At 45.4% G+C, this 19,619-nt stretch carries 17 protein-coding genes; 8 read left to right on the top strand and 9 right to left on the bottom strand.

The genetic code is table 11. The features are described from left to right. Window positions 1–210: 210 nt before the first annotated feature. The 4 genes from msuE (at window position 211) to AC3IT7_RS00720 (ending at window position 4,423) form a co-directional block, all read left to right on the top strand. Window positions 211–945, top strand: coding sequence for an FMN reductase (gene msuE, locus AC3IT7_RS00735; RefSeq protein WP_489249059.1), 735 nt, complete (start codon window positions 211–213; stop codon window positions 943–945). Between the two features lie 26 nt (window positions 946–971). Beyond that, the gene (sfnG, locus tag AC3IT7_RS00730; RefSeq protein ID WP_489249058.1) at window positions 972–2,075 is read left to right on the top strand and encodes a dimethylsulfone monooxygenase SfnG; all 1,104 of its coding nucleotides are present in this window, start codon (window positions 972–974) and stop codon (window positions 2,073–2,075) included. A gap of 186 nt (window positions 2,076–2,261) precedes the next feature. Next, window positions 2,262–2,876: a riboflavin synthase subunit alpha gene (locus AC3IT7_RS00725; protein ID WP_489249057.1), complete on the top strand. Its 615-nt coding sequence runs from the start codon at window positions 2,262–2,264 to the stop codon at window positions 2,874–2,876. 131 nt (window positions 2,877–3,007) lie between these two features. Further along, the gene (locus AC3IT7_RS00720; RefSeq protein WP_489249056.1) at window positions 3,008–4,423 is read left to right on the top strand and encodes a cryptochrome/photolyase family protein; all 1,416 of its coding nucleotides are present in this window, start codon (window positions 3,008–3,010) and stop codon (window positions 4,421–4,423) included. A 249-nt stretch (window positions 4,424–4,672) separates the two neighbouring features. Here AC3IT7_RS00720 and AC3IT7_RS00715 read toward each other — a convergent pair whose 3' ends face one another. Continuing rightward, window positions 4,673–5,854 (bottom strand): acyl-CoA dehydrogenase family protein, encoded by a 1,182-nt coding sequence (locus AC3IT7_RS00715; RefSeq protein ID WP_489249055.1) that lies wholly within the window; start codon window positions 5,852–5,854, stop codon window positions 4,673–4,675. A 132-nt stretch (window positions 5,855–5,986) separates the two neighbouring features. Beyond that, window positions 5,987–7,933 (bottom strand): acetate--CoA ligase, encoded by a 1,947-nt coding sequence (gene acs, locus AC3IT7_RS00710; protein WP_489249054.1) that lies wholly within the window; start codon window positions 7,931–7,933, stop codon window positions 5,987–5,989. Window positions 7,934–8,207: 274 nt separating this feature from the next. Between acs and AC3IT7_RS00705 the strand changes: the two genes are divergently transcribed. Next, window positions 8,208–8,786, top strand: coding sequence for a DUF805 domain-containing protein (locus AC3IT7_RS00705; RefSeq protein ID WP_489249053.1), 579 nt, complete (start codon window positions 8,208–8,210; stop codon window positions 8,784–8,786). 107 nt (window positions 8,787–8,893) lie between these two features. Then, complete coding sequence (locus AC3IT7_RS00700) at window positions 8,894–9,874, top strand: mechanosensitive ion channel family protein (protein ID WP_475654148.1); 981 nt, start codon at window positions 8,894–8,896, stop codon at window positions 9,872–9,874. On the opposite strand, the gene AC3IT7_RS00695 is transcribed toward AC3IT7_RS00700, so the two are convergent. The 5 genes from AC3IT7_RS00695 to prfB all read right to left on the bottom strand — a co-directional run bounded on the left by AC3IT7_RS00695 (window position 9,848) and on the right by prfB (window position 14,977). Continuing rightward, entirely contained in the window at window positions 9,848–10,561 is a 714-nt protein-coding gene (locus AC3IT7_RS00695; RefSeq protein ID WP_489249052.1) for a 16S rRNA (uracil(1498)-N(3))-methyltransferase, read from the bottom strand. The genes AC3IT7_RS00700 and AC3IT7_RS00695 overlap by 27 nt on opposite strands. Window positions 10,562–10,950: 389 nt before the next feature. Further along, window positions 10,951–12,249 (bottom strand): 3-deoxy-D-manno-octulosonic acid transferase, encoded by a 1,299-nt coding sequence (locus tag AC3IT7_RS00690; RefSeq protein ID WP_489249051.1) that lies wholly within the window; start codon window positions 12,247–12,249, stop codon window positions 10,951–10,953. A 79-nt stretch (window positions 12,250–12,328) separates the two neighbouring features. After that, the gene (locus tag AC3IT7_RS00685) at window positions 12,329–13,414 is read right to left on the bottom strand and encodes an alkene reductase (RefSeq protein WP_180077972.1); all 1,086 of its coding nucleotides are present in this window, start codon (window positions 13,412–13,414) and stop codon (window positions 12,329–12,331) included. Window positions 13,415–13,435: 21 nt separating this feature from the next. Beyond that, on the bottom strand, window positions 13,436–13,735 hold the full coding sequence (locus AC3IT7_RS00680) for an ArsR/SmtB family transcription factor (protein WP_180077970.1): 300 nt from the start codon (window positions 13,733–13,735) through the stop codon (window positions 13,436–13,438). Window positions 13,736–13,881: 146 nt separating this feature from the next. Beyond that, window positions 13,882–14,977 (bottom strand): peptide chain release factor 2 gene (gene prfB / locus AC3IT7_RS00675; RefSeq protein ID WP_475654151.1). Its coding sequence is split into 2 segments (ribosomal slippage): window positions 13,882–14,904 and window positions 14,906–14,977, totalling 1,095 coding nucleotides; the frame shifts between segments, so codons are not numbered across the junction. A 503-nt stretch (window positions 14,978–15,480) separates the two neighbouring features. Between prfB and AC3IT7_RS00670 the strand changes: the two genes are divergently transcribed. Continuing rightward, on the top strand, window positions 15,481–16,266 hold the full coding sequence (locus tag AC3IT7_RS00670) for a putative porin (protein WP_489249050.1): 786 nt from the start codon (window positions 15,481–15,483) through the stop codon (window positions 16,264–16,266). Window positions 16,267–16,443: 177 nt separating this feature from the next. After that, window positions 16,444–17,199: a putative porin gene (locus AC3IT7_RS00665; RefSeq protein WP_489249049.1), complete on the top strand. Its 756-nt coding sequence runs from the start codon at window positions 16,444–16,446 to the stop codon at window positions 17,197–17,199. A gap of 51 nt (window positions 17,200–17,250) precedes the next feature. Here AC3IT7_RS00665 and recJ read toward each other — a convergent pair whose 3' ends face one another. Both recJ and pdxH read right to left on the bottom strand, forming a co-directional pair. Further along, window positions 17,251–18,951 carry a single-stranded-DNA-specific exonuclease RecJ gene (recJ, locus tag AC3IT7_RS00660; RefSeq protein WP_489249048.1) on the bottom strand — a complete coding sequence of 567 codons (1,701 nt, stop codon included), beginning with the start codon at window positions 18,949–18,951 and terminating at the stop codon, window positions 17,251–17,253. A 2-nt stretch (window positions 18,952–18,953) separates the two neighbouring features. Further along, window positions 18,954–19,610, bottom strand: a complete 657-nt coding sequence (gene pdxH, locus AC3IT7_RS00655) for a pyridoxamine 5'-phosphate oxidase (RefSeq protein WP_489249047.1) — start codon at window positions 19,608–19,610, stop codon at window positions 18,954–18,956. Window positions 19,611–19,619 lie beyond the last annotated feature (9 nt).

Genomic DNA, 19,619 nt, shown 5'->3' with positions numbered 1-19,619 from the left:
ATAAGTTGTACTTTTTTCAGAAAAGCTTATCGCTGTTCAATATAAATTTATATTTCAAACCATTAGCTATCATTCTCTAAGCTCAAACGCGCCATGCGCGTTATATACCAAAATCAGATAACTTTTCAGGTTTTCGTTATTTTACAGCCTTCGGCCTGATCGGGATTAATAAGGACATTCCGAGATCACCCTATTTTTCAGGTTCTAAGCATGTCTAATTTTAATCAGCAAAAACCATTGAATATTGTTGCCGTATCTGGCGGTTTAAATCACCCTTCAAAAACCGAAGCCCTTGTTCAGGCGATTATTGATGAACTGGGTGAAGCAACACCAATTAATGTACATTTCATTAAATTTAGCGAAATTGGCTCGCTGTTGGGCGGTGCGATTTATCGCAATCAATTACCACAACGCGTTCAGGATGATCTGGCTGCAGTCGAAGCTGCTGATGCCCTGATTGTGGGTACACCGGTTTATCGCGCTTCATTTACCGGCCTGTTTAAACATTTCTTTGATTTTGTCGAGCAAACTGCGCTGGTCGATGTGCCGGTGCTGTTGGCTGCCTCTGGTGGTAGTGACCGTCATGCGCTGGTGCTAGAGCATCAATTACGTCCGTTATTCAGCTTCTTCCAGGCACAGACTTTACCGATTGGCGTCTATGCTACTGACCGTGATTTTACGCCTGAATATACCATTCATAGCGAACTGCTCCGCGACCGGATTACGCTAGCGGTAGCGCGTGCCTTGCCTATTCTGGAATGGGCGCCAGCCAAAGGCCAGCGTGCTGAAGTTATTAAAGAAAAAACGCTTCAAGCCAGCCAGAACCTGGGCATTAACAAACAGATCGAGCAGGCAGAAGTACTGCCTTCAGCAGCCGTGCCAAGCCTGGATGCCGCAGAATCACGCTTGCACAGCAAGAAAGCGCCAAAGACTCAAGTGGCTTAACCGCTGGATTGTAGAGGGTGACTAACATGTCGAATGATAAAAATATAGTATTTGCTTACTGGGTGCCGAATGTCAGTGGCGGTCTGGTGGTCAGCAACATCGAACAGCGCACCGACTGGAGCTATGACTATAACGTACGTCTGGCACAGACAGCAGAAAAAGCAGGTTTTGACTATGCGCTGACCCAAATCCGTTTTACTGCCGGCTATAACGCAGAAAACCAGCATGAATCGGTCAGCTTTAGTCATGGCATTCTGGCCAAAACTGAACGCCTGAAAGTGATTGCCGCGATTCTGCCGGGTCCATGGAAGCCGGCACTGGCCGCCAAACAACTGGCAACGATTGATCATCTGACTAATGGCCGGATTGCGATCAATGTCGTGAGTGGCTGGTTCCGCGGTGAATTTGATGCCATTGGTGAAGAATGGCCGGAGCATGATGAACGTTATGCCCGTTCGGAAGAATTTATCCGTAGTCTGAAAGGGGTCTGGACCCAAAATAACTTTAGTTTTGAGGGTAAATACTATCAATTCAAGGACTATAGCTTAAGTCCAAAACCGCTACAAAAACCGCATATTGAAATCTTTCAGGGCGGAAGTTCCCGGGCAGCACGTGATATGGCATCTCGCGTGTCTGACTGGTACTTCACCAATGGCAATACCCCGGAAGAGTTGAAAAAGCAGATCGATGATATTCGTGAAAAAGCCAAAGCCAACAATCACAAAGTCAAAATCGGTGTGAACGCTTTCATTATCGCTCGCGATACGGAAGAAGAAGCGCAAGCCGTCTTGCAGGAAATTATTAGCAAGGCCAACGTGCAGGCAGTGAAATCTTTTGGCGAAGCTACCCGTGAAGCCGGAGCTGCGAGTAAGGAAGGCGAAGGCAACTGGGCCAAATCGACCTTTGATGATCTGGTGCAATACAACGACGGTTTCCGTACCAACCTGATCGGTACACCACAGCAGATTGCTGAGCGGATTGTCGAGCTGAAGCAGGTGGATGTTGATCTAATTCTGTCAGGCTTCCTGCATTTTATTGAAGAAGTCGAATATTTTGGAGAAAAAGTGTTGCCATTGGTGCGTAAGCTAGAAGCACAACAACAGCAGGTTGTGCAGGCTAAATCCGCTTAAGTCTAAGTGGTGCTTATGCCCAAGATACTATAATAATGACGGCACATTACAAACTCCCCCTCAAGGCTCGGCTTGAGGGGTTTTTTTCTTTTTAAGCGATATGCTTTGTTCACATGTGATGTGGCAGATCAAGAAAATCCCCCTTAGAATGCTGTAAGCACCCCTTTTTAGACTAGACGAAAAATTATGTATACCGGTATTGTTCAAGGCTTAGAGAAAATTCAAGATATTCATCAAGGTGACGGTTTCATCACGCTTATCGTCAGTGATACCCAAGGCTTTTTTGAAGATGTATTTATTGGTGCAAGTGTTGCCATCGATGGTGTCTGCCTGACTGTCACAAAAATTGCGCGTGAACAAAAACAGATTCACTTTGACATTTCCAATGTCACACTCGATTTAACCACATTAAAAAATTTAAAAATTGGCGATGAGGTCAATGTTGAACGCTCTGCCAAAGTCGGCAGTGAAAATGGCGGACATAATTTGTATGGTCATATTGAAGGTACAGCCAGCATTAAACAGCTTGAACGACGCGGTGAAACCTTCCATATCGATATCGGAATTCCAAACGGAAATATCAAATACTTTTTCCTTAAAGGCTTTATTGGATTGAATGGTTGTAGCCTGACGGTGAACCGTGTCGATCGTGACAGCAATGAAATCTCAATTGATTTAATTCCTGAAACCTTACGTCTGACCACATGGAAAAACATCCAAGTCGGTGACCATGTGAATTATGAAATTGACCAAACCACACGTACGCTGGTAGATACTTTAGAAAATATTCATCGTCGTTAAATCTCGAATATACAGCGAGTGCAAGCGTTGCACTCACTGTACCCACATACCATCTCTACCGATTTCTACACATATAATTCACAGCATTCACTGTAAAATTATTCTAGTCCTTTAGAAAAAGAATCTGTCCAATGCATCTGATTTGGTTCCGTCAAGATCTTCGTACTCAAGACCATATGGCGCTGTGGTCTGCACGTCAGCAAGGTCCATGCATCGCACTGTGCATTTTAAGTCCCGAACAATCGGCTTTACACCAAGATGCAGCAATTAAAGTCGAGTTATATCGACAACGATTAATGTTGGTTCAAACACAGCTTGCAGCCTTGAATATCCCGCTAATGGTTTTAAATGTTCCCCTCTGGCAAGACATTCCAGGCCAGTTTGTCAAACTGTGTCAGCAATTTAAAATTCAGACCGTGCATAGTCATGTTGAAACAGGTGTCAATGAAATCGCACGCGATCAAGCTGTACGACACGCACTTCAGGCTTTCGACATCGAATTTGAACAATATGAAGATCGAACCCTATTCCCTTTAGGCTCGATTCGAAATCAAAGTGGACAACCCTATCAAGTCTTTACGGCATTTAAAAAGAAATGTTATGAACGTCTGATTTTAGATGTGCCCAGCTGCTTCCCCAATATTGAGGCACAAGCACCTCTTGCACTTGATCTCAGTGAATATTCAATCAATCTCAGTACATTTACACATGCTGAATCAGAAAACAAAATTACCCAGTATTGGTCAGTGAGCGATCACGAGATTCAGACACGTTTACACCGTTTTATTGAAGATCAGCTTGAATATTATAAAACTGAACGCGATATCCCAAGCCTTGATGGCACCAGCCAATTGTCACCTTATTTGACTATGGGTGCTTTATCAATTCGCCAATGTGTGCAGGTATTATTTGCTTCAAGTCAGGGTTACTTTCAACTAGACAATGAAGGGCAACAGACCTGGCTCGATGAACTGCTCTGGCGTGAGTTTTATCAACATACCTTGTTTGATTTCCCCAAACTATCGAAACACCTGCCCTTCAAAGACAATACGCAAAACATTCAATGGCGTGATGCGCCTGACGACTTAGAAGCATGGCAACAAGGGCAAACCGGGATTCCAATTGTCGATGCTGGGATGCGTCAATTGCTGGAAACAGGTTGGATGCATAATCGCGTTCGCATGGTGGTGGCCATGTTCCTGAGCAAAAATTTATTGATTGATTGGCGACATGGTGAACGTTGGTTTATGCAACATCTGATTGATGGTGATCTGGCTGCCAACAACGGCGGCTGGCAATGGTGTGCTTCCACAGGTATGGATGCAGCACCCTATTTCCGGATTTTCAATCCGGTCAATCAATCCCAACGTTTTGACCCAAATGGTGATTACATTAAAAGATGGGTGCCTGAACTTAAACATCTAGACAGCAAAATGATTCATGAGCCCTTTGCCAAGCAACCAAACTTAAAGCTCAACTATCCAAAACCGATTGTGGATTTAAAAAGCTCACGTGTTCGTGCGATTGAAGCTTTTAAACAGATCTAATCAGTTTTTAGACAATGATAAAGTTGGACGTTCTCTACTAAGTTTGATCTATGAAAAATCATCCGCAACTGTCTGAGTCAGGACTAGATTAATCAATATTGTTTCTGCGATTTATCAGATCAATGACGCTATAGAACGAGTTTTGCGGATGAACATGGTTTTGGTTACTTTTCCCGAAAGAAAAGTAACATTTAAAAAATCAGGCATCTCAAATCAGATGCTAAAGACGCCAAACTGACCTGGAAGCCATTAAGAATAAAAACTTGGATCAGGCACTTTTCCAGTCAGCACCCACTCTCCCACTTCCTGATACTTATAATCTACCGGGTCGTGCAAGGTCTGGGTCCGGACATTGCGCCAGAAGCGATCCAGATTCAGTTGAGCTGTTGTGGCCCGTGCACCCATGACCTGAAAAATATTCTGGGTAATATATAAAGAGCTATTGGTCGCGGCAATCTTGGCTGTGGCAATAGCAATTGAAACTTCACCACGCTGTGCAGCAGTCAGATCAGGGCCCACATTCCAGGCTTTCTGCAAGGTCTGAATCGCCTGATCTGCCAGTAAGCGCACGCTTTCAAGCTGCACATAAAACTCGGCAAAATGCTTCTGGGTAAAGGGATCATTGACTGCATGTTCAGCCAAAGATTTTGACCAGGCTTTTTGGTTTTGCACCGTCTGCTTTGCCGTTTCAAATGCACCTTCTGCCACGCCCAAGAACATATGTACAAAGATTAACTGTGCAATCAATGGACGTAAGCTTGAATATGGTGTGCTTAAAGGCCCCGGATTGAGAAGTAACTCAGATTCATGAATTTTGACCTGCTCAAAATGACTGGTTCCACTGTCGGTTTGGCGTTGTCCCATATTGTTCCAGTCGCCCAGAAAGCTTACCCCCTCTCGCAGGGTCGGAATCACGCCAATCAGCAGTTTTCCTGCTTCATCATAGCCAGAACACAGCAACATATCCGAATCGATCGAGCCAGAACAGAAGCTTTTATCGCCATGGAAAATATATTCATTTTCCGAGACTTGAGTTGCCGTGGTACGGCGGTCCAGCGGATTGAGAGTATTGCCCCAGAACAGATTATTTTGTGCAGTCTGTGCAAACCATGTTGCATACTGCTCAGGTTGGGAAAATAACTGTACGGTGGCAATCAATAGATGATGAAAGCCATAGACGTGTGCCAGCGAGCTATCGACCTGCGCAATGCTCTGAATGGTTTTAAAAATTGTTTGCCAGTCTGCTCCCTGTCCACCATAAGCAACAGGAATCGACAAGCCGAGCAGGCCACTGTTACGGATCAGGTCACGTTCATGTTTTGGATTACCGCCCTGCTTGTCTCGCTCTGCGGCAGTCTGGGCAAATTGCTGGGCTAGTTTCCGGGCAATATCGACAGGAGATTGATCTAAATATGGTGATCGTACATTCATTATTTTTAACTCATGTTCAGCATCTGGGCAGCTTAGCAGATCAGGGCGCCGGCCTATATCCGAAAGCATGCAGAGCTTATTCCTGATGTAAAAATACCGGCTGTATGCAGCCGGTATTTTATCTTCTAGCGATTAAGCAGTATTGCGCTGTACTTCGGCAATCAGATGATCCACCACTTGCGGTTCGGCCAGGGTCGAGGTATCGCCCAGGCTGTCCAGTTCATTGGCGGCAATTTTTCTCAGGATCCGGCGCATAATTTTCCCGGAACGGGTTTTTGGCAAAGCCGGTGCCCAGTGCAGTGCATCCGGGGTCGCCACCGGACCAAGAAGCTTGCGCACCCAGCTGACCAGTTCAGTACGTAATTGATCTGAACTGGCTACATCAGCCTGCAAGGTCACAAAAGCGCAAATTCCCTGACCTTTGATGTCATGTGGCATTCCAACCACGGCCGCCTCAGCCACGGACTCATGGGCCACCAGTGCACTTTCAATTTCGGCTGTGCCTAAACGGTGTCCGGATACATTCAGCACATCATCGACCCGTCCGGTAATCCAGTAATAACCGTCTTTATCACGACGTGCGCCATCTCCGGTAAAATAGGTTCCCGGATAGGTCGAGAAATAGGCTTCAATGAAACGCTCCGGATCGCCCCAGATGGTTCGCATCTGACCCGGCCAGGAGTCTTTAATGACCAGATTACCTTCAGCTTCGCCTTCCAGCTCCTTGCCATCTGCATCGACAATTGCAGGTTGTACCCCGAAGAAAGGCCGTGTCGCAGAACCGGGTTTCAAATCTGTCGCACCCGGCAATGGCGTAATCATGAAACCGCCGGTTTCGGTCTGCCACCAGGTATCAATCACTGGACAGCGACTTTCACCAACCACGGTGTAATACCAGTTCCAGGCTTCAGGGTTAATCGGCTCACCCACCGAACCTAGAATTCTCAGGCTACTGCGATCACTTTCCCGTACAAAGGCATCGCCCTCACGCATCATGGCGCGGATTGCGGTCGGTGCAGTATAAAGAATAGTGACATTATGTTTATCGACAATATGTCCGGTTCGTGCCCAGCTCGGATACTGCGGCACACCTTCAAACATGACAGTGGTGGTGCCATTGGATAATGGGCCATACAGCACATAGGAATGTCCGGTAATCCAGCCGACATCTGCGGTACACCAGAACACATCATCCTGCTTGATATCAAAAGCTTCACGGAAGCTGCAATTGACATAAGTCAGATAACCGCCCGTGGTATGCATTACGCCCTTAGGCTTGCCGGTAGAGCCCGAGGTATACAGGATAAAGAGCGGATCTTCGGCATTCATCGGTTCCGGTGGGCAGATGTCATTTACTGACATAATTTCCATGTGATACCAGAGATCGCGGCCTTCCTGCATTTCAATCGGATTGCCGGTGCGATGTACCACCATCACATTCTGGATCGAGTCTGTACCTGCAAGTTTCAGGGCTTCGTCGACATTGGCTTTTAGCGGAATCGGCTTGCCGCCACGCATACCGGAATCGGCGGTAATGACCATTTTGGCCTGACAGTCTTCAATCCGGCTGGCCAAGGAATCCGGGGAAAAGCCGCCGAATACCACACAATGTACTGCCCCGATCCGCGCACAGGCCAGCATCGCGATGGCTGCTTCAGAGACCATCGGCATGTACAGCATCACCCGGTCGCCCTTGCCTATGCCATTTTTTTTCAGCACATTGGCAAAACGGCAGGTTTCATCATGCAGCTCGGCAAAAGAAATAATCTTGTGCCGTGAAGGATGATCCCCTTCCCAGATAATGGCCGGTTTGTAAGGATGTTCTTTCAGGTGACGGTCCAGACAGTTGGCACTGACATTGAGCTGACCATCTGCAAACCATTCAATTTTAAAATTGTCTTTATCGAAATTGGTATTTTTGACTTGGGTAAAAGGCTTGATCCAGTCCAGGCGCTGTGCCTGTTCTGTCCAGAAAGCGTCTGGCTGTTCGATGGAATATTGATAACGTTCGAAATACTGGTCTTCGAGCGTGCGTGCTGTTTTTTTAAAATCTTCGGGTACTGGATATATTTCTTGCATATGTCACTTCCTTGATTTTGTTCTATCTCATCACGAGAGGTTAATGCTGTGTTGTTGATTGTTTTTTATGCATAATCGCAGTATGGCCTGCTTATTTCCAATCCGACAATCATGCTTTCGTCGTAGATTATTTATTCAAATTCAATCAAAATAAGTGACCAGTTACAGTACAGAATATTCTGGATAACTGTGTATGATCTGTAGCGAAGCCCTTTAAAAAAATAGAATTTAGTGCTCGCTCTTATTTTGTCTTGTTCAGCTCAGGGTCATGTTTATGAAATCGCCAGAGTCTCCCTATTTTACCCCTCCGGCTTTAGTGGCAACGGATCATCCCTTGTCCATAAAAGGTCGTTTCGGGCGTCTGAGTTTTATTGCATGGTCAGCATTTCTGCACTTCATCTTCCTGTTTAGCAGTATTGCGCTGGGTTTAAGTATTGATATTGTGAACATTGCCGCCTATTCCACAGATTCTAACTGGCTGCTTTCACTCCAAGGCTTGGCCGGTATCGCTGTGCTGGTCATGATTCTGGTCTATGCATATTTCGCTTTAGTGGTGACCGTTCGCCGTTTGCATGATATGAACCGCAGTGGCTGGTGGGTGCTGCTGTTATTGCTGCCCCTGGTGAACATTTTTGTATGGCTTTATATCGTTTTTGGTTCGGGAGATCGGAGCATGAATGCCTATGGTCCTGTACGCATCACTCTGCTCTGGGAAAAGATTCTTGCCTGGCTGATGATTGTCCTGATACTACTGAGCCTATTGGGATCGCTGGCGATCCTGGGTTATATGAGCGGTGGAGAACCGCCACAGATCCCGCCTGAGATCATGCAAAAAACTACTCAATACTTTTAACAGTAATCTGCTTATTTTTAGACAATCTCGGTCTTTGGCCAATCGGGCTTATTAATTTTTTGCTCAACATCAGGCAAAATAGGCAAAATTTGAATTGTGGAATTTATGTGGCAGAGCAAAATAATACCTTAAGCCAGGTCACTGAGGGCACCACGGAGCTGTTACATCAGGCAACGGAAAAAACCACCCAGACCGTGATTGAACATACCGCCAAGTACAATGATGCCTATAGCACCATTGACAAGATCATGGAAGGTTTCTGGGAACGCGTGCCTTATTTCTGTATCGCACTGATCGTGATTACGATTTTCTGGTTACTCTCCAAAGTATTTAAATTTTTTATACGTAAGACTCTGGAAAACCGTTCTTATACCCGCCAGAATCTGGTACTGGTCCTGAACCGGGTCGGCAGTACGTTTATTATCTTCTTTGGGATTCTGATTGGACTGGTGATTGCCGTTCCTGGCTTTACTCCGGGTCAGCTGATGAGTGCCCTCGGGATTGGTTCGGTTGCGATCGGTTTTGCCTTCAAGGATATTTTCCAGAACCTGCTTTCTGGTGTGCTGATTCTGCTCAGTGAACCCTTCAAGATTGGCGATGATATTATCGTTAATGGCATGGAAGGCACAGTCGAAGATATCCAGATTCGTGCGACCTTTTTACGCTCACCCGATGGCCGCCGTATCGTGATTCCGAATGCCACGGTGTATACCAGTGCCGTGACGGTAAATACCGCCTATACCCGTCGCCGCTGCGAATTCGTGGTGGGAATCGGCTATGAGGATGATATCCAGAAAGCCAAAGACCTGATTACCGCCATTTTGGATAAAGACCCGACCATCCTCAGTCAGCCTGGCTTTAGTGTCAACGTCACCGCACTGGCTGATTTTTCTATTACCTTAAAAGCACTCTGGTGGGTCGATACCACTGAAACCGGAACCGGAACCTCAATCAGTGCGGTACAGGAACGGGTGATTCAGGCATTTGCCGAACATCATATTTCAATTCCTTATCCGGTACAGGAAGTCAAAGTCTATCGCGGCGAAGGCAATGATGATGCCTCAGCCCGCGCTAAACAGACGACCTAAGACATACGGAATTACGGTTTCAGTACGGATAATACGGCTGCCCAGACTCATTGCCTGGCAGCCGTTTTTGATGAGTAAATCCACTTCATAAGGGATAAATCCACCTTCTGGACCAATAATAATCGTACAGGGATGCTGAATCGCAAAGGGCATTACTTGCCCGGCATAAGGATGTGCCACATAAGCGGGCCGGTTACTGCTAATCAAGCTCGGTAGAATATCTTCTACAAAAGGTTTAAAGCGTTTATACAGCTCGATTTGAGGTGCAACCGTATCTCCTGCCTGCTCTAAACCCAGCTCGATATAGTGATTTAACTGCTGTAAAAATGGCGTTTGCCAATAGCTTTTATCAACGCGATAGCTATGCAATAAAATAATTTTTTCCACGCCCAAGGTGACACTATCCATGATCAGACGGCGCAAGACTTTCGGACGGGGCAAAGCCACAATTAAGGTCACGGGTAATTTTTCTGGAACAGCTTCTTCTTGAAGGGGTTTTAGTCGCACTGCTTTTTCAGAAACTTCGATTATTTCAGTCAGATAACGCTGGCCTTCCCGAATGCCGACTTTTAAGGTATCTCCGACTTGAATCTGCACATGCTGCTGTAAATGTTCCAGTTGCCGAGTCGAGGTAATCGACCAGAATTCAGCTTCGGTTTGACGCGGATCAAGCAGGACGATATTCATAAATCATTCACTCTATTCATCCCATCATAGGATACGCGAAAATGTCATCCACAACTGTCCGAGGCAGGTCGCGATTCAATTAATAATGTTTCTGCGATGTTCAAGCAAAAAGATGGTATTAAACGAGTTTTGTGGATGACAAATGGTTTTGTTACTTTTGCCAAAACAAAAGTAAAGTTCTCAGTCTATTCACTCAAAGTGAGTTCTAGAAACGAATCAAACGAAGCATGGCCTCACTGATCTGTCCATATAAACTTGCTATTTCACAGGCATTTCATACTTTTGACAGCGCAAAAGTAGGCAAAACGCTTTTGTTAGCCTGATGGTATATCCCTATACCACAGGCTAACAGCGGCATCCCTGCCGCCCACCTCCCCAAATACTGGCTTTTACGAGGACTGATTTTTCTGGAGATACTGATCAATCACCTGAATATGTTTCTCAAGCGATCCTGTATTTAGCTGCATAATCTTTTGCGCCGCGGCATTTAAACTTTCAGCCTTTTCTGAATGATTTAAAAGCTCCAGTAAAGTTTCTGCTGCCTGTTTAAAATTATCTACAATCTCCACAGCCTGAGCGTCCACAAACTCATCTACGATGGTCTGAAAATTAAAATAGTTTTTACCCAAAACCGTCGGCACATTCAATGCAATCGGCTCCAGAATATTATGCCCGCCCCCTGGCTCATTCAGCGAACCGCCAACATAACAGGCCTGACTTAAACCATACCAGAGCCACATTTCACCCATGGAATCGGCCAGATAAACTTGAGTATCTCTTTCAATTCGTTGACCTGAACTCCGGCGCTGTGTGGTCAAATTCAAACGCTGTGCAGCCTGAAATACCTCATCAAAACGTTCCGGATGACGTGGCACCACAATACAAACCAGATCTGGATCAGCATCTAAGGCGGGTTTTAAAGCACCTAGAATGTCTTTTTCCTCGAGCGCATGGGTGCTGGCCAGCGTAATGATTTTTCGAGCAGCCAACTGCCACTCCTGTTTCAGCTGGTCTGCCTGCTGGATAAAGCGCTCGGGCGCAGTAATATCAAACTTGATATTTCCCAAAACCTGAGTTTTCTCGGCTGCAATTCCTAGCTGGATATAACGTTGCTGGGTAGCACTATCCTGGGCCAAAAGCTGCGACAACTGCTGTAACATGCCTCGGGTCAACCCTTTGACCTTGGCATAGCCCCTGGCCGATTTTTCCGAAAGACGCGCATTTAATAACACACTCGGCACATTGAACTGAGGTGCCTGATCCAGCAAATTTGGCCACAGCTCGGTTTCCATCAGCAATAACAGTTTTGGCTGATACTGCTGATAAAAATCACGGATTAATGCTTTCTGATCAGCAGGTAAATAGACCGCTTGAAATAAATCCAGATAAGGTGCTTTTAAAAAAAGTGATTTGGCACGTGCCTGACCGGTTTTGGTGGTATTGGTGACCAGTACCGGATGGCCAAGTTTCAAATAATGCTCGATGAGAGGCTGGGCAGCATTGGTCTCACCCACTGAGACCACATGAAACCAGATGGCATGCAGATTTTTGGGCGGCTGAAATGGGCCGAAACGCTCGGTCAGCTCTTGTTGTAATTGTTCAGCATCGCTCGCACGTTTACGAATACGTGATTGATATAAGGGTTTAATCAGAGCTAACGCTGCGTTATACCAAAATGGAGTAGCCAAATGCGCCTCGAAACAGATTCAATCGGCAAAATATAACAGAGCCACATCGACATGTTAATCAATGTGGCCCATTTTTAGATTATTCTACTGTAGTTAAAGCGTCTGCTTCAGCCAAGGTCGGATAATCAATATAACCTTCCGCAACATTGGTACCGATCATATTTTCCAGCTTCAGTTCATTCAGTGGCGCATCTTCGAGCAGGCGCTCGTATAGATCCGGATTGGCAATATAAGCCTTACCAAAAGATACTGCTTCGGCTTTGCCTGAAGCCAGTAATTCAATCGCATCTTCACGGCTCAAACGCATATTGGCAATATACGGCACGCCATTTGAACGCTGTTTCATATCGTCCGAAATACTGTCTTCTGCCAGATATTCACGGGTAAAGAAGAAGGCAATCTGACGTTTGCCCAACTGTTCCATCACATAACCGAATGTTTCACGTGGATCATTGTCACCCATATCATGTTCATCACCACGTGGCGCCAGATGGATACCGACACGGTCTGCACCCCAGACTTCAATCAGTACATCCATGACTTCGAGCAGGAAACGGGCACGGTTTTCAACAGAACCACCATATTCATCTTCACGCTGGTTGGTTTTGGTTTGCAGGAACTGGTCGATCAGGTAACCATTGGCTGCATGCAGCTCGACCCCATCAAAACCGGCTGCTTTGGCATGAATTGCTGCCTGTTTATATTGTTCGGTGATGGCGTGAATTTCTGAAATTTCCAGCGGACGTGGCAACACATAAGGACGTTTTGGACGTAATAAACTCACATGACCTGCTTGCTGTACTGCGCTTGCCGATACTGGCGTTTCACCATTTAACAGTTCAGGATCTGAAACACGGCCCACATGCCAAAGCTGCGCCACGATCAGGCCACCTTTGTCATGTACTGCTTGAGTGACCTGCTGCCAGCCTGCTACCTGGGCATCAGTAAACAGTCCCGGGGTATTGCGGTAACCATTGGCTTCTTCAGAAATCACCGTGGCTTCAGAAATGATCAAACCGGCACTTGCACGCTGTGCATAATATTCGGCCATCATTGGCGTTGGCACCCGGTCATCCGTTGCACGACTACGTGTAAGCGGTGCCATGATGACACGGTTTTTAAGTTCTAACGCGCCTAGCGTTAAAGGAGAATTTAATTCAGCCATCGTTACTCCCACCTGTTTAAATTAAAGGTGTTGTTGCATATAGTCGATATATTGCTGAATCAAGGCTTCGTTACGCGAAAAATAAGACCATTGTCCGTGCTTGGTCGCGGTAATTAACCCGGCCTGCTGCAATACAGACAAATGATTGGACATGGTGGACTGAGAGACTTGTCCTAACTTTTCAATCTGCCCTGCACAGACCCCGCGTTGAAAGCCGCCACATTCTTCTGCAGACAGATAATGTTCTGGCGATTTCAACCATTCCAGAATCTGCCGGCGTATCGGATTGGCTAAGGCTTTAAAAATTAGATCAAGGTCCATAGGTACATCACAATCTGTGGCGCAACAAAACTTGTTCAGCATCTGAAATTATTATATCGTATTTTCTCGATTTATATATCGATAATTTTAGATATAAGAGTCACAGTCTGTACAAACTTGGTTACGCCAGCTATTTAAACGACTTCTTACAAGCCCTGTTTCAAGCTTGCTTCGATAAATTTATCCAGATCGCCATCCAGAACCGCACCGGTATTCGAGTTTTCGACGCCAGTACGCAAATCTTTAATACGCGAATCATCCAGTACATATGAACGGATCTGGCTGCCCCAACCAATGTCAGATTTGGAATCTTCCAGTGCTTGCGCTGCTTCGTTACGTTTGCTCATCTCTAATTCATAGAGTTTGGCACGTAACTGCTTCCAGGCATGGTCACGGTTGGCATGTTGTGAACGCTGGTTCTGGCAGGCCACTACAATTCCTGTCGGAGCATGGGTCAAACGCACGGCAGAATCGGTTTTGTTAATATGCTGACCACCGGCACCTGAGGCACGATAAGTATCGGTACGCACATCCGACGGATTGATTTCGATCTCGATATTGTCATCCACTTCCGGAGACACAAACACCGCAGAGAACGAGGTATGACGGCGGTTACCCGAGTCAAATGGCGACTTACGTACTAAACGGTGTACGCCAGATTCAGTCCGTAACCAGCCATAGGCATATTCACCATCGACACGAATCGTGGCTGATTTAAGCCCGGCTACATCGCCGTCCGATTCTTCCATGACTTCTGCTTTAAAGCCATGACGTTCAATCCAGCGCAGGTACATACGCAGCAGCATCGATGCCCAGTCCTGTGCTTCTGTACCGCCGGAACCGGCCTGAATTTCCAGATAGCAAGGATTTGGATCCATCGGATTGTTGAACATACGACGGAATTCAAGTTTGGCCAGTTCTTCTTCAGCCGTGGTTAATTCAGCCTGTACATCTTCAAGCAAGCTTTCATCATCTGCTTCAACCGCCAGATCAAGCAAAGCCTGTGCATCTTCAAGTTGTGTGCTCAAACCATCCAGCACATTCAATACGTTTTCAAGCTCGCCTTTTTCTTTGGCCATGGCCTGGGCACGACTCTGGTCATTCCAGATACTTGGGTCTTCTAATTCACGCAGGACTTCTTCTAAACGCTCTTTTTTCAGATCGTAGTCAAAGATACCCCCGTAGTGTTTGACCACGTTCGTTTAAGTCTTTTAATTGGTTTAGATACGGATTAATTTCCACGTGAATTACTCTCAATCAAAATTAGGCACAAATTATTTAGCCCGAGATTATAGCACAGTCTATTTCTGCTATTTTAGTATGATCTATCCGGTGCAAAGCTCGAATGTCATCACAATTTAGCGCTCTATTTTCGACAGGTAAATTTGACGCTTCAATTGGCTATTAAGGGTCTTTTTGCTCTGGAGCCTGATTGGATTTAGGGTCTGGAATTTACCGTCAAAAGATATTTTTCCAATTGATTTCTTCCTTGGAAAAATCTCACTAAATTGAATAAAAAATTAGCAAATTCAATACATTCCACAATATCTACACAGTTTTAATAAAACACTACATTATAAATTTAATTTTATTATTCAGTTACTTATTTGGTAAATGTTACATAAGATTACGCTATTCACATTACTGTAACTTTCCTTTGATTGACGATCTTTGGAATTGCTCTAGACTGAAAGTTGTAACAAAAAGTGTAATGTTTTTAACTAAAGATTTGAGGGGTAGTAACCATGAAAAAATTAGCGATTGCTTCGGCACTACTTTCAGCGATGGCTTTGACTGGTACAGCAGCACATGCCTACCAAACGGAAATCGGTGCATCAGCAGGAGTAATTGATCCGGATTTCGGCGGAACTAGCGGTTCTTTCGGTGTTGATGGTACATATTACTTCAATCCAGTTCAAACACGTAATGCTCCATTAGCGGAAGCGGCATTCCTTGACCGTGCCAGCAATGTAAGTGCTCAATATCAGTATGATGAAGTTGGTAATGATGACCGTCATCGTTACGGTGTAAGTGCTGAATACTTTGTACCAAATTCGGATTTTTACCTAAGCGGTAATATTGGTCGTGATGATGTTAAACGCGACAATCTCCCTAACTCTGATCAAACCGTTTATGGCGCTGAAATCGGTTATCTTCCAGCTCCAGGCTTATTGATTGCTGCGGGTCTAAAAGGTTATGACAATGATTATAGCGATGGTGTAGATCCAACACTTCGCGCTAAATATGTAACAACTTTAAGCAATGGTAAAGACATTAACCTTGAAGCTGGCGCAGGCTTTGGTGATCTAGATGAATATAATCTGGCAGCAGACTATTTTATCGATAAGACACTCAGTGTTGGTGTAGATTACGCAAGTAAAGATCTTGGCCTTACCGATACTAATGAGTTCGGAATTAGTGCTCGTAAATTCATTAACCAGCAAGTCAGCCTCGAAGGTCGAGTTGGTTTTGGTGAAGTAGGCAACAATGATTACAACAAATTTGGCGTAGCAGCGAAATACCGCTTCTAAGCTAAAACCAAAAACTTGTTATTCATAAAAAAACCCATCCTCGGATGGGTTTTTTTATTGCACTTTTAACCAGCATTTAGGTATTTTTTGTACATTGACGGGGCGAATATAAACTGTACAATTTGTTACAACTGTTAATAATACAGTCATATTTTTATAACAAAGAGAGACATCTAAATGTTTAAGAAACTTGCTCTTGCTACAGCACTTCTTGCTGGCCTAGGAACTGCACACGCTTATCAAACTGAAATCGGGGGCACAATTGCTCTTGTAGACCCAGATAATGGGGATACTTCTACTGGTTTTGCGGTTGATGGAACTTATTATTTCAATCCAGTGCAAGTTAAAAACTCGCCTTTGAATGAAGCAGCTTTTTTAAACCGTGCAAGTAATATTAATGCAGCTATTTCTTATATAGATTATGACTGGTTTGAAGAAACTAATTTTGGTGTAGGCGTTGAATATTTTGTACCGAACTCTGATTTTTATATCAGCGGTATGATTGGCCAAAATCAGGAAAAAGAGACAGGATTCAAAGATTTCGATACAACAGTATATGCTGCTGAATTAGGTTATTTACCTGTACCAGGCTTGTTGGTTGCTGTTGGTCTTTTAGGTTATGACAATGATGCAGGTGATGATGTCGATCCGACTTTACGTGCCAAATATGTAAGCCAAGTTGGTGCTTACGACATGAACTTTGAAGGTGGCGCCAGCTTCGGTGATCTAGATGCTTATAACCTAGGTGCAGATTTGTACCTCGACAAAACTTTCAGTGTTGGCCTTGGATTCTCTGATTCTGATCTAGAAAATAGTGATGTATTTACTGTTCGTGCCAAGAAATTCTTTAATCAGCAAGTCAGCCTAGAGGGATCAATTGATTTTGCTGATGCAGGGAATGTCTTCGGCGTACGTGGTGCATACCGCTTCTAATCCCTTCGATTAAAAGCAAAAAAACCGCTCATTTGAGCGGTTTTTTATGGTCTATTGTTCCAAATGCATAATCCGCATTTGCAGGCTGACATTGCCATTAAAGACATTTTTATCCAGCTCATACACCAGTCGTGTAGCTTTCATCGGATCAAAGTCATATTTATCGGCTGCATTGAAGGCAATCGCATCCACCACCTGACCATTTTCCAAAGCCACGCGTAATTTAAGATGCACATCTTTAAGCCAGCGATAGTCCATGATCTTGAATACACCGTCAAAAATGGGTTGGGGAAATTTTTGTCCCCATGGACTTAGATTTTGCAGGATATCGACTGTCTCGATCTGGAAAGCCGAAGCGGACAATTCCCCATCCGTCCATAAAGTCGCAGTGAATAAATCCGCATCCATCGTCGCAATCAGCGCTTCAAAAACCTGCTTAAACTCAGCGAAATTTTCTTTTTTCAGGGTTAAACCCGCTGCTGCGGCATGTCCGCCAAAATGACTGACTAAATGTGGATATTGCTCTGCCACCCGTTCAATCGCATCCCGGATATGAATCCCTTCAATCGAACGCGCAGAACCCTTGATATGGACCCCGTCTTCATCGGCAGCAAAAACAATACTAGGACGATGAAACTGTTCTTTCAAACGTCCTGCCACAATCCCAATCACACCCTGATGCCAATGCAGTTCGAACATGATCAGTGCAGCAGGTAATGCCGTCGCATCTAACTGGATTTTCTCAAGTTCATTTAAGGCATCCTGCTTGATTTTCGCTTCGACCTGACGGCGCTCAACATTCAATTGATTCAACTGTTCAGCCAGTGGATAGGCCGTGGCCAGATCAGGTGCCAACAGACACTCGATCCCAATATCCATGGTTTCCATCCGTCCGGCTGCATTAATTCTCGGGCCCAGAACAAAACCAAGATCCTGGGCTTTTAGACCAGCAGGGTCACGTTTGGCAATATCCAGCAGTGCACTGATTCCTGCACGGCACTGCCCTTGCTGAATGCGTTTCAGACCTGCATCAACCAGAATCCGGTTGTTATAGTCCAGACTGGCGACATCGGCATAAGTACCCAGTGCCACCAGATCAAGATAGTTGATAATTTGAGTGGTCGACTTTCCAAGTTTCTTGCGATGGGTCGACAGATTGGCCAGCACATAAAATGCCACCCCGACCCCGGCCAGGGCCTTACTCGGAAAATCGCAACCGAGCTGATTCGGATTGACCACCGCTTCGGCTTCAGGTGTCGGCTTGGTAGTTAGATGATGATCGGTAATGATCACCTGCATGCCATGATCTTGCGCCTGCTTCACCCCTTCATGACTGGAAATACCATTGTCCACGGTAATCAGTAAATCCGGAGTAAAATTAACAAAAGCCAGATCGGCAATGGCCGCAGTCAGACCATAACCATATTTAAAACGGTCTGGCACCAGATACTCGACATTGGCCCCCATATCACGCAAAGCCAGAACCATGAGTGCCGTACTGGTCGCACCATCGGCATCATAATCACCGACAATCACGATTTTCTGGCCACGATCAATCGCCTGATCAATCAGTTCAATAGCTTCAGGCAACCCCTTCATGGTCGGTGCCAGCAGATGCTTCAGCTTGAGCTCAAGTTCCTGCTCGGACTCTACCCCACGCCGGGCCAAAATTTCAGCCACAAAAGCCGGCACAGCCTGAAAGTTTTCGGGACGGGTCAGAAAGGGACGCTGCTTGATCTCGAGTTTTGGCATAATCAAGGCATCAAGCGTTGCAATTGCCAGGTACCATCTATTTTTTCATAACTTAGACGGTCATGCAGACGGTTGGGACGGCCCTGCCAGAATTCATAATAATCGGGTTCAAGACGGTAACCGCCCCAAAACACCGGTTTATCCAGCTGTTGCTGATTCGCCATCTGATTATGCAAATCCCAGAAACGCTGTTGTAACTCTTCACGGCTAGCAATCACGCCACTTTGCGGCGTACTGACATGTGCAGCAATCTGGCTGTCACGTGGACGTTTATGATAATAATCAATCGATTCTTCTTCCGAGATTTTCATCACCCGACCGGAAACACGAATCTGGCGTTCCTGATCCTGCCAATAAAACAACAGTTCTGCATAGGGATTTTCAGCCAGATCCAGACCTTTCTGGCTGTCATAATTGGTATAAAAATCATAACCGGCTTCGGTCGCCCCGCGCAGTAATACAGTACGTACATGCGGACGGCCCTGAGCATTGGCGGTAGCCAATGACATGGCATAGGGTTCATGCAGTTTTGCTTCCAGCGCATGATTAAACCATTGCAAGAATTGCATATGCGGATTCGGATTCACCTGCTGTTCTTGCAGCTCGCCTTTCTGATAATTCAGGCGCAGTTCACTCAGATCCTTGATCAGATCACTCATTCTGTATTC

The organism is Acinetobacter sp. KH_038 (genome assembly GCF_057839405.1).
The sequence above is the reverse complement of the archived record's forward strand: the minus strand, read 5'-3'. Positions and strand labels throughout refer to the sequence as shown.

What these genes read in the sequence shown, in the direction of transcription:
- msuE (WP_489249059.1), top strand. Translation starts at nt 211, where the DNA reads ATGTCTAATTTTAATCAGCAAAAACCATTGAATATTGTTGCCGTATCT.
- sfnG (WP_489249058.1), top strand. Translation starts at nt 972, where the DNA reads ATGTCGAATGATAAAAATATAGTATTTGCTTACTGGGTGCCGAATGTC.
- AC3IT7_RS00725 (WP_489249057.1), top strand. Translation starts at nt 2,262, where the DNA reads ATGTATACCGGTATTGTTCAAGGCTTAGAGAAAATTCAAGATATTCAT.
- AC3IT7_RS00720 (WP_489249056.1), top strand. Translation starts at nt 3,008, where the DNA reads ATGCATCTGATTTGGTTCCGTCAAGATCTTCGTACTCAAGACCATATG.
- AC3IT7_RS00715 (WP_489249055.1), bottom strand. Translation starts at nt 5,854, where the DNA reads ATGAATGTACGATCACCATATTTAGATCAATCTCCTGTCGATATTGCC.
- acs (WP_489249054.1), bottom strand. Translation starts at nt 7,933, where the DNA reads ATGCAAGAAATATATCCAGTACCCGAAGATTTTAAAAAAACAGCACGC.
- AC3IT7_RS00705 (WP_489249053.1), top strand. Translation starts at nt 8,208, where the DNA reads ATGAAATCGCCAGAGTCTCCCTATTTTACCCCTCCGGCTTTAGTGGCA.
- AC3IT7_RS00695 (WP_489249052.1), bottom strand. Translation starts at nt 10,561, where the DNA reads ATGAATATCGTCCTGCTTGATCCGCGTCAAACCGAAGCTGAATTCTGG.
- AC3IT7_RS00685 (WP_180077972.1), bottom strand. Translation starts at nt 13,414, where the DNA reads ATGGCTGAATTAAATTCTCCTTTAACGCTAGGCGCGTTAGAACTTAAA.
- AC3IT7_RS00680 (WP_180077970.1), bottom strand. Translation starts at nt 13,735, where the DNA reads ATGGACCTTGATCTAATTTTTAAAGCCTTAGCCAATCCGATACGCCGG.
- AC3IT7_RS00670 (WP_489249050.1), top strand. Translation starts at nt 15,481, where the DNA reads ATGAAAAAATTAGCGATTGCTTCGGCACTACTTTCAGCGATGGCTTTG.
- AC3IT7_RS00665 (WP_489249049.1), top strand. Translation starts at nt 16,444, where the DNA reads ATGTTTAAGAAACTTGCTCTTGCTACAGCACTTCTTGCTGGCCTAGGA.
- recJ (WP_489249048.1), bottom strand. Translation starts at nt 18,951, where the DNA reads ATGCCAAAACTCGAGATCAAGCAGCGTCCCTTTCTGACCCGTCCCGAA.
- pdxH (WP_489249047.1), bottom strand. Translation starts at nt 19,610, where the DNA reads ATGAGTGATCTGATCAAGGATCTGAGTGAACTGCGCCTGAATTATCAG.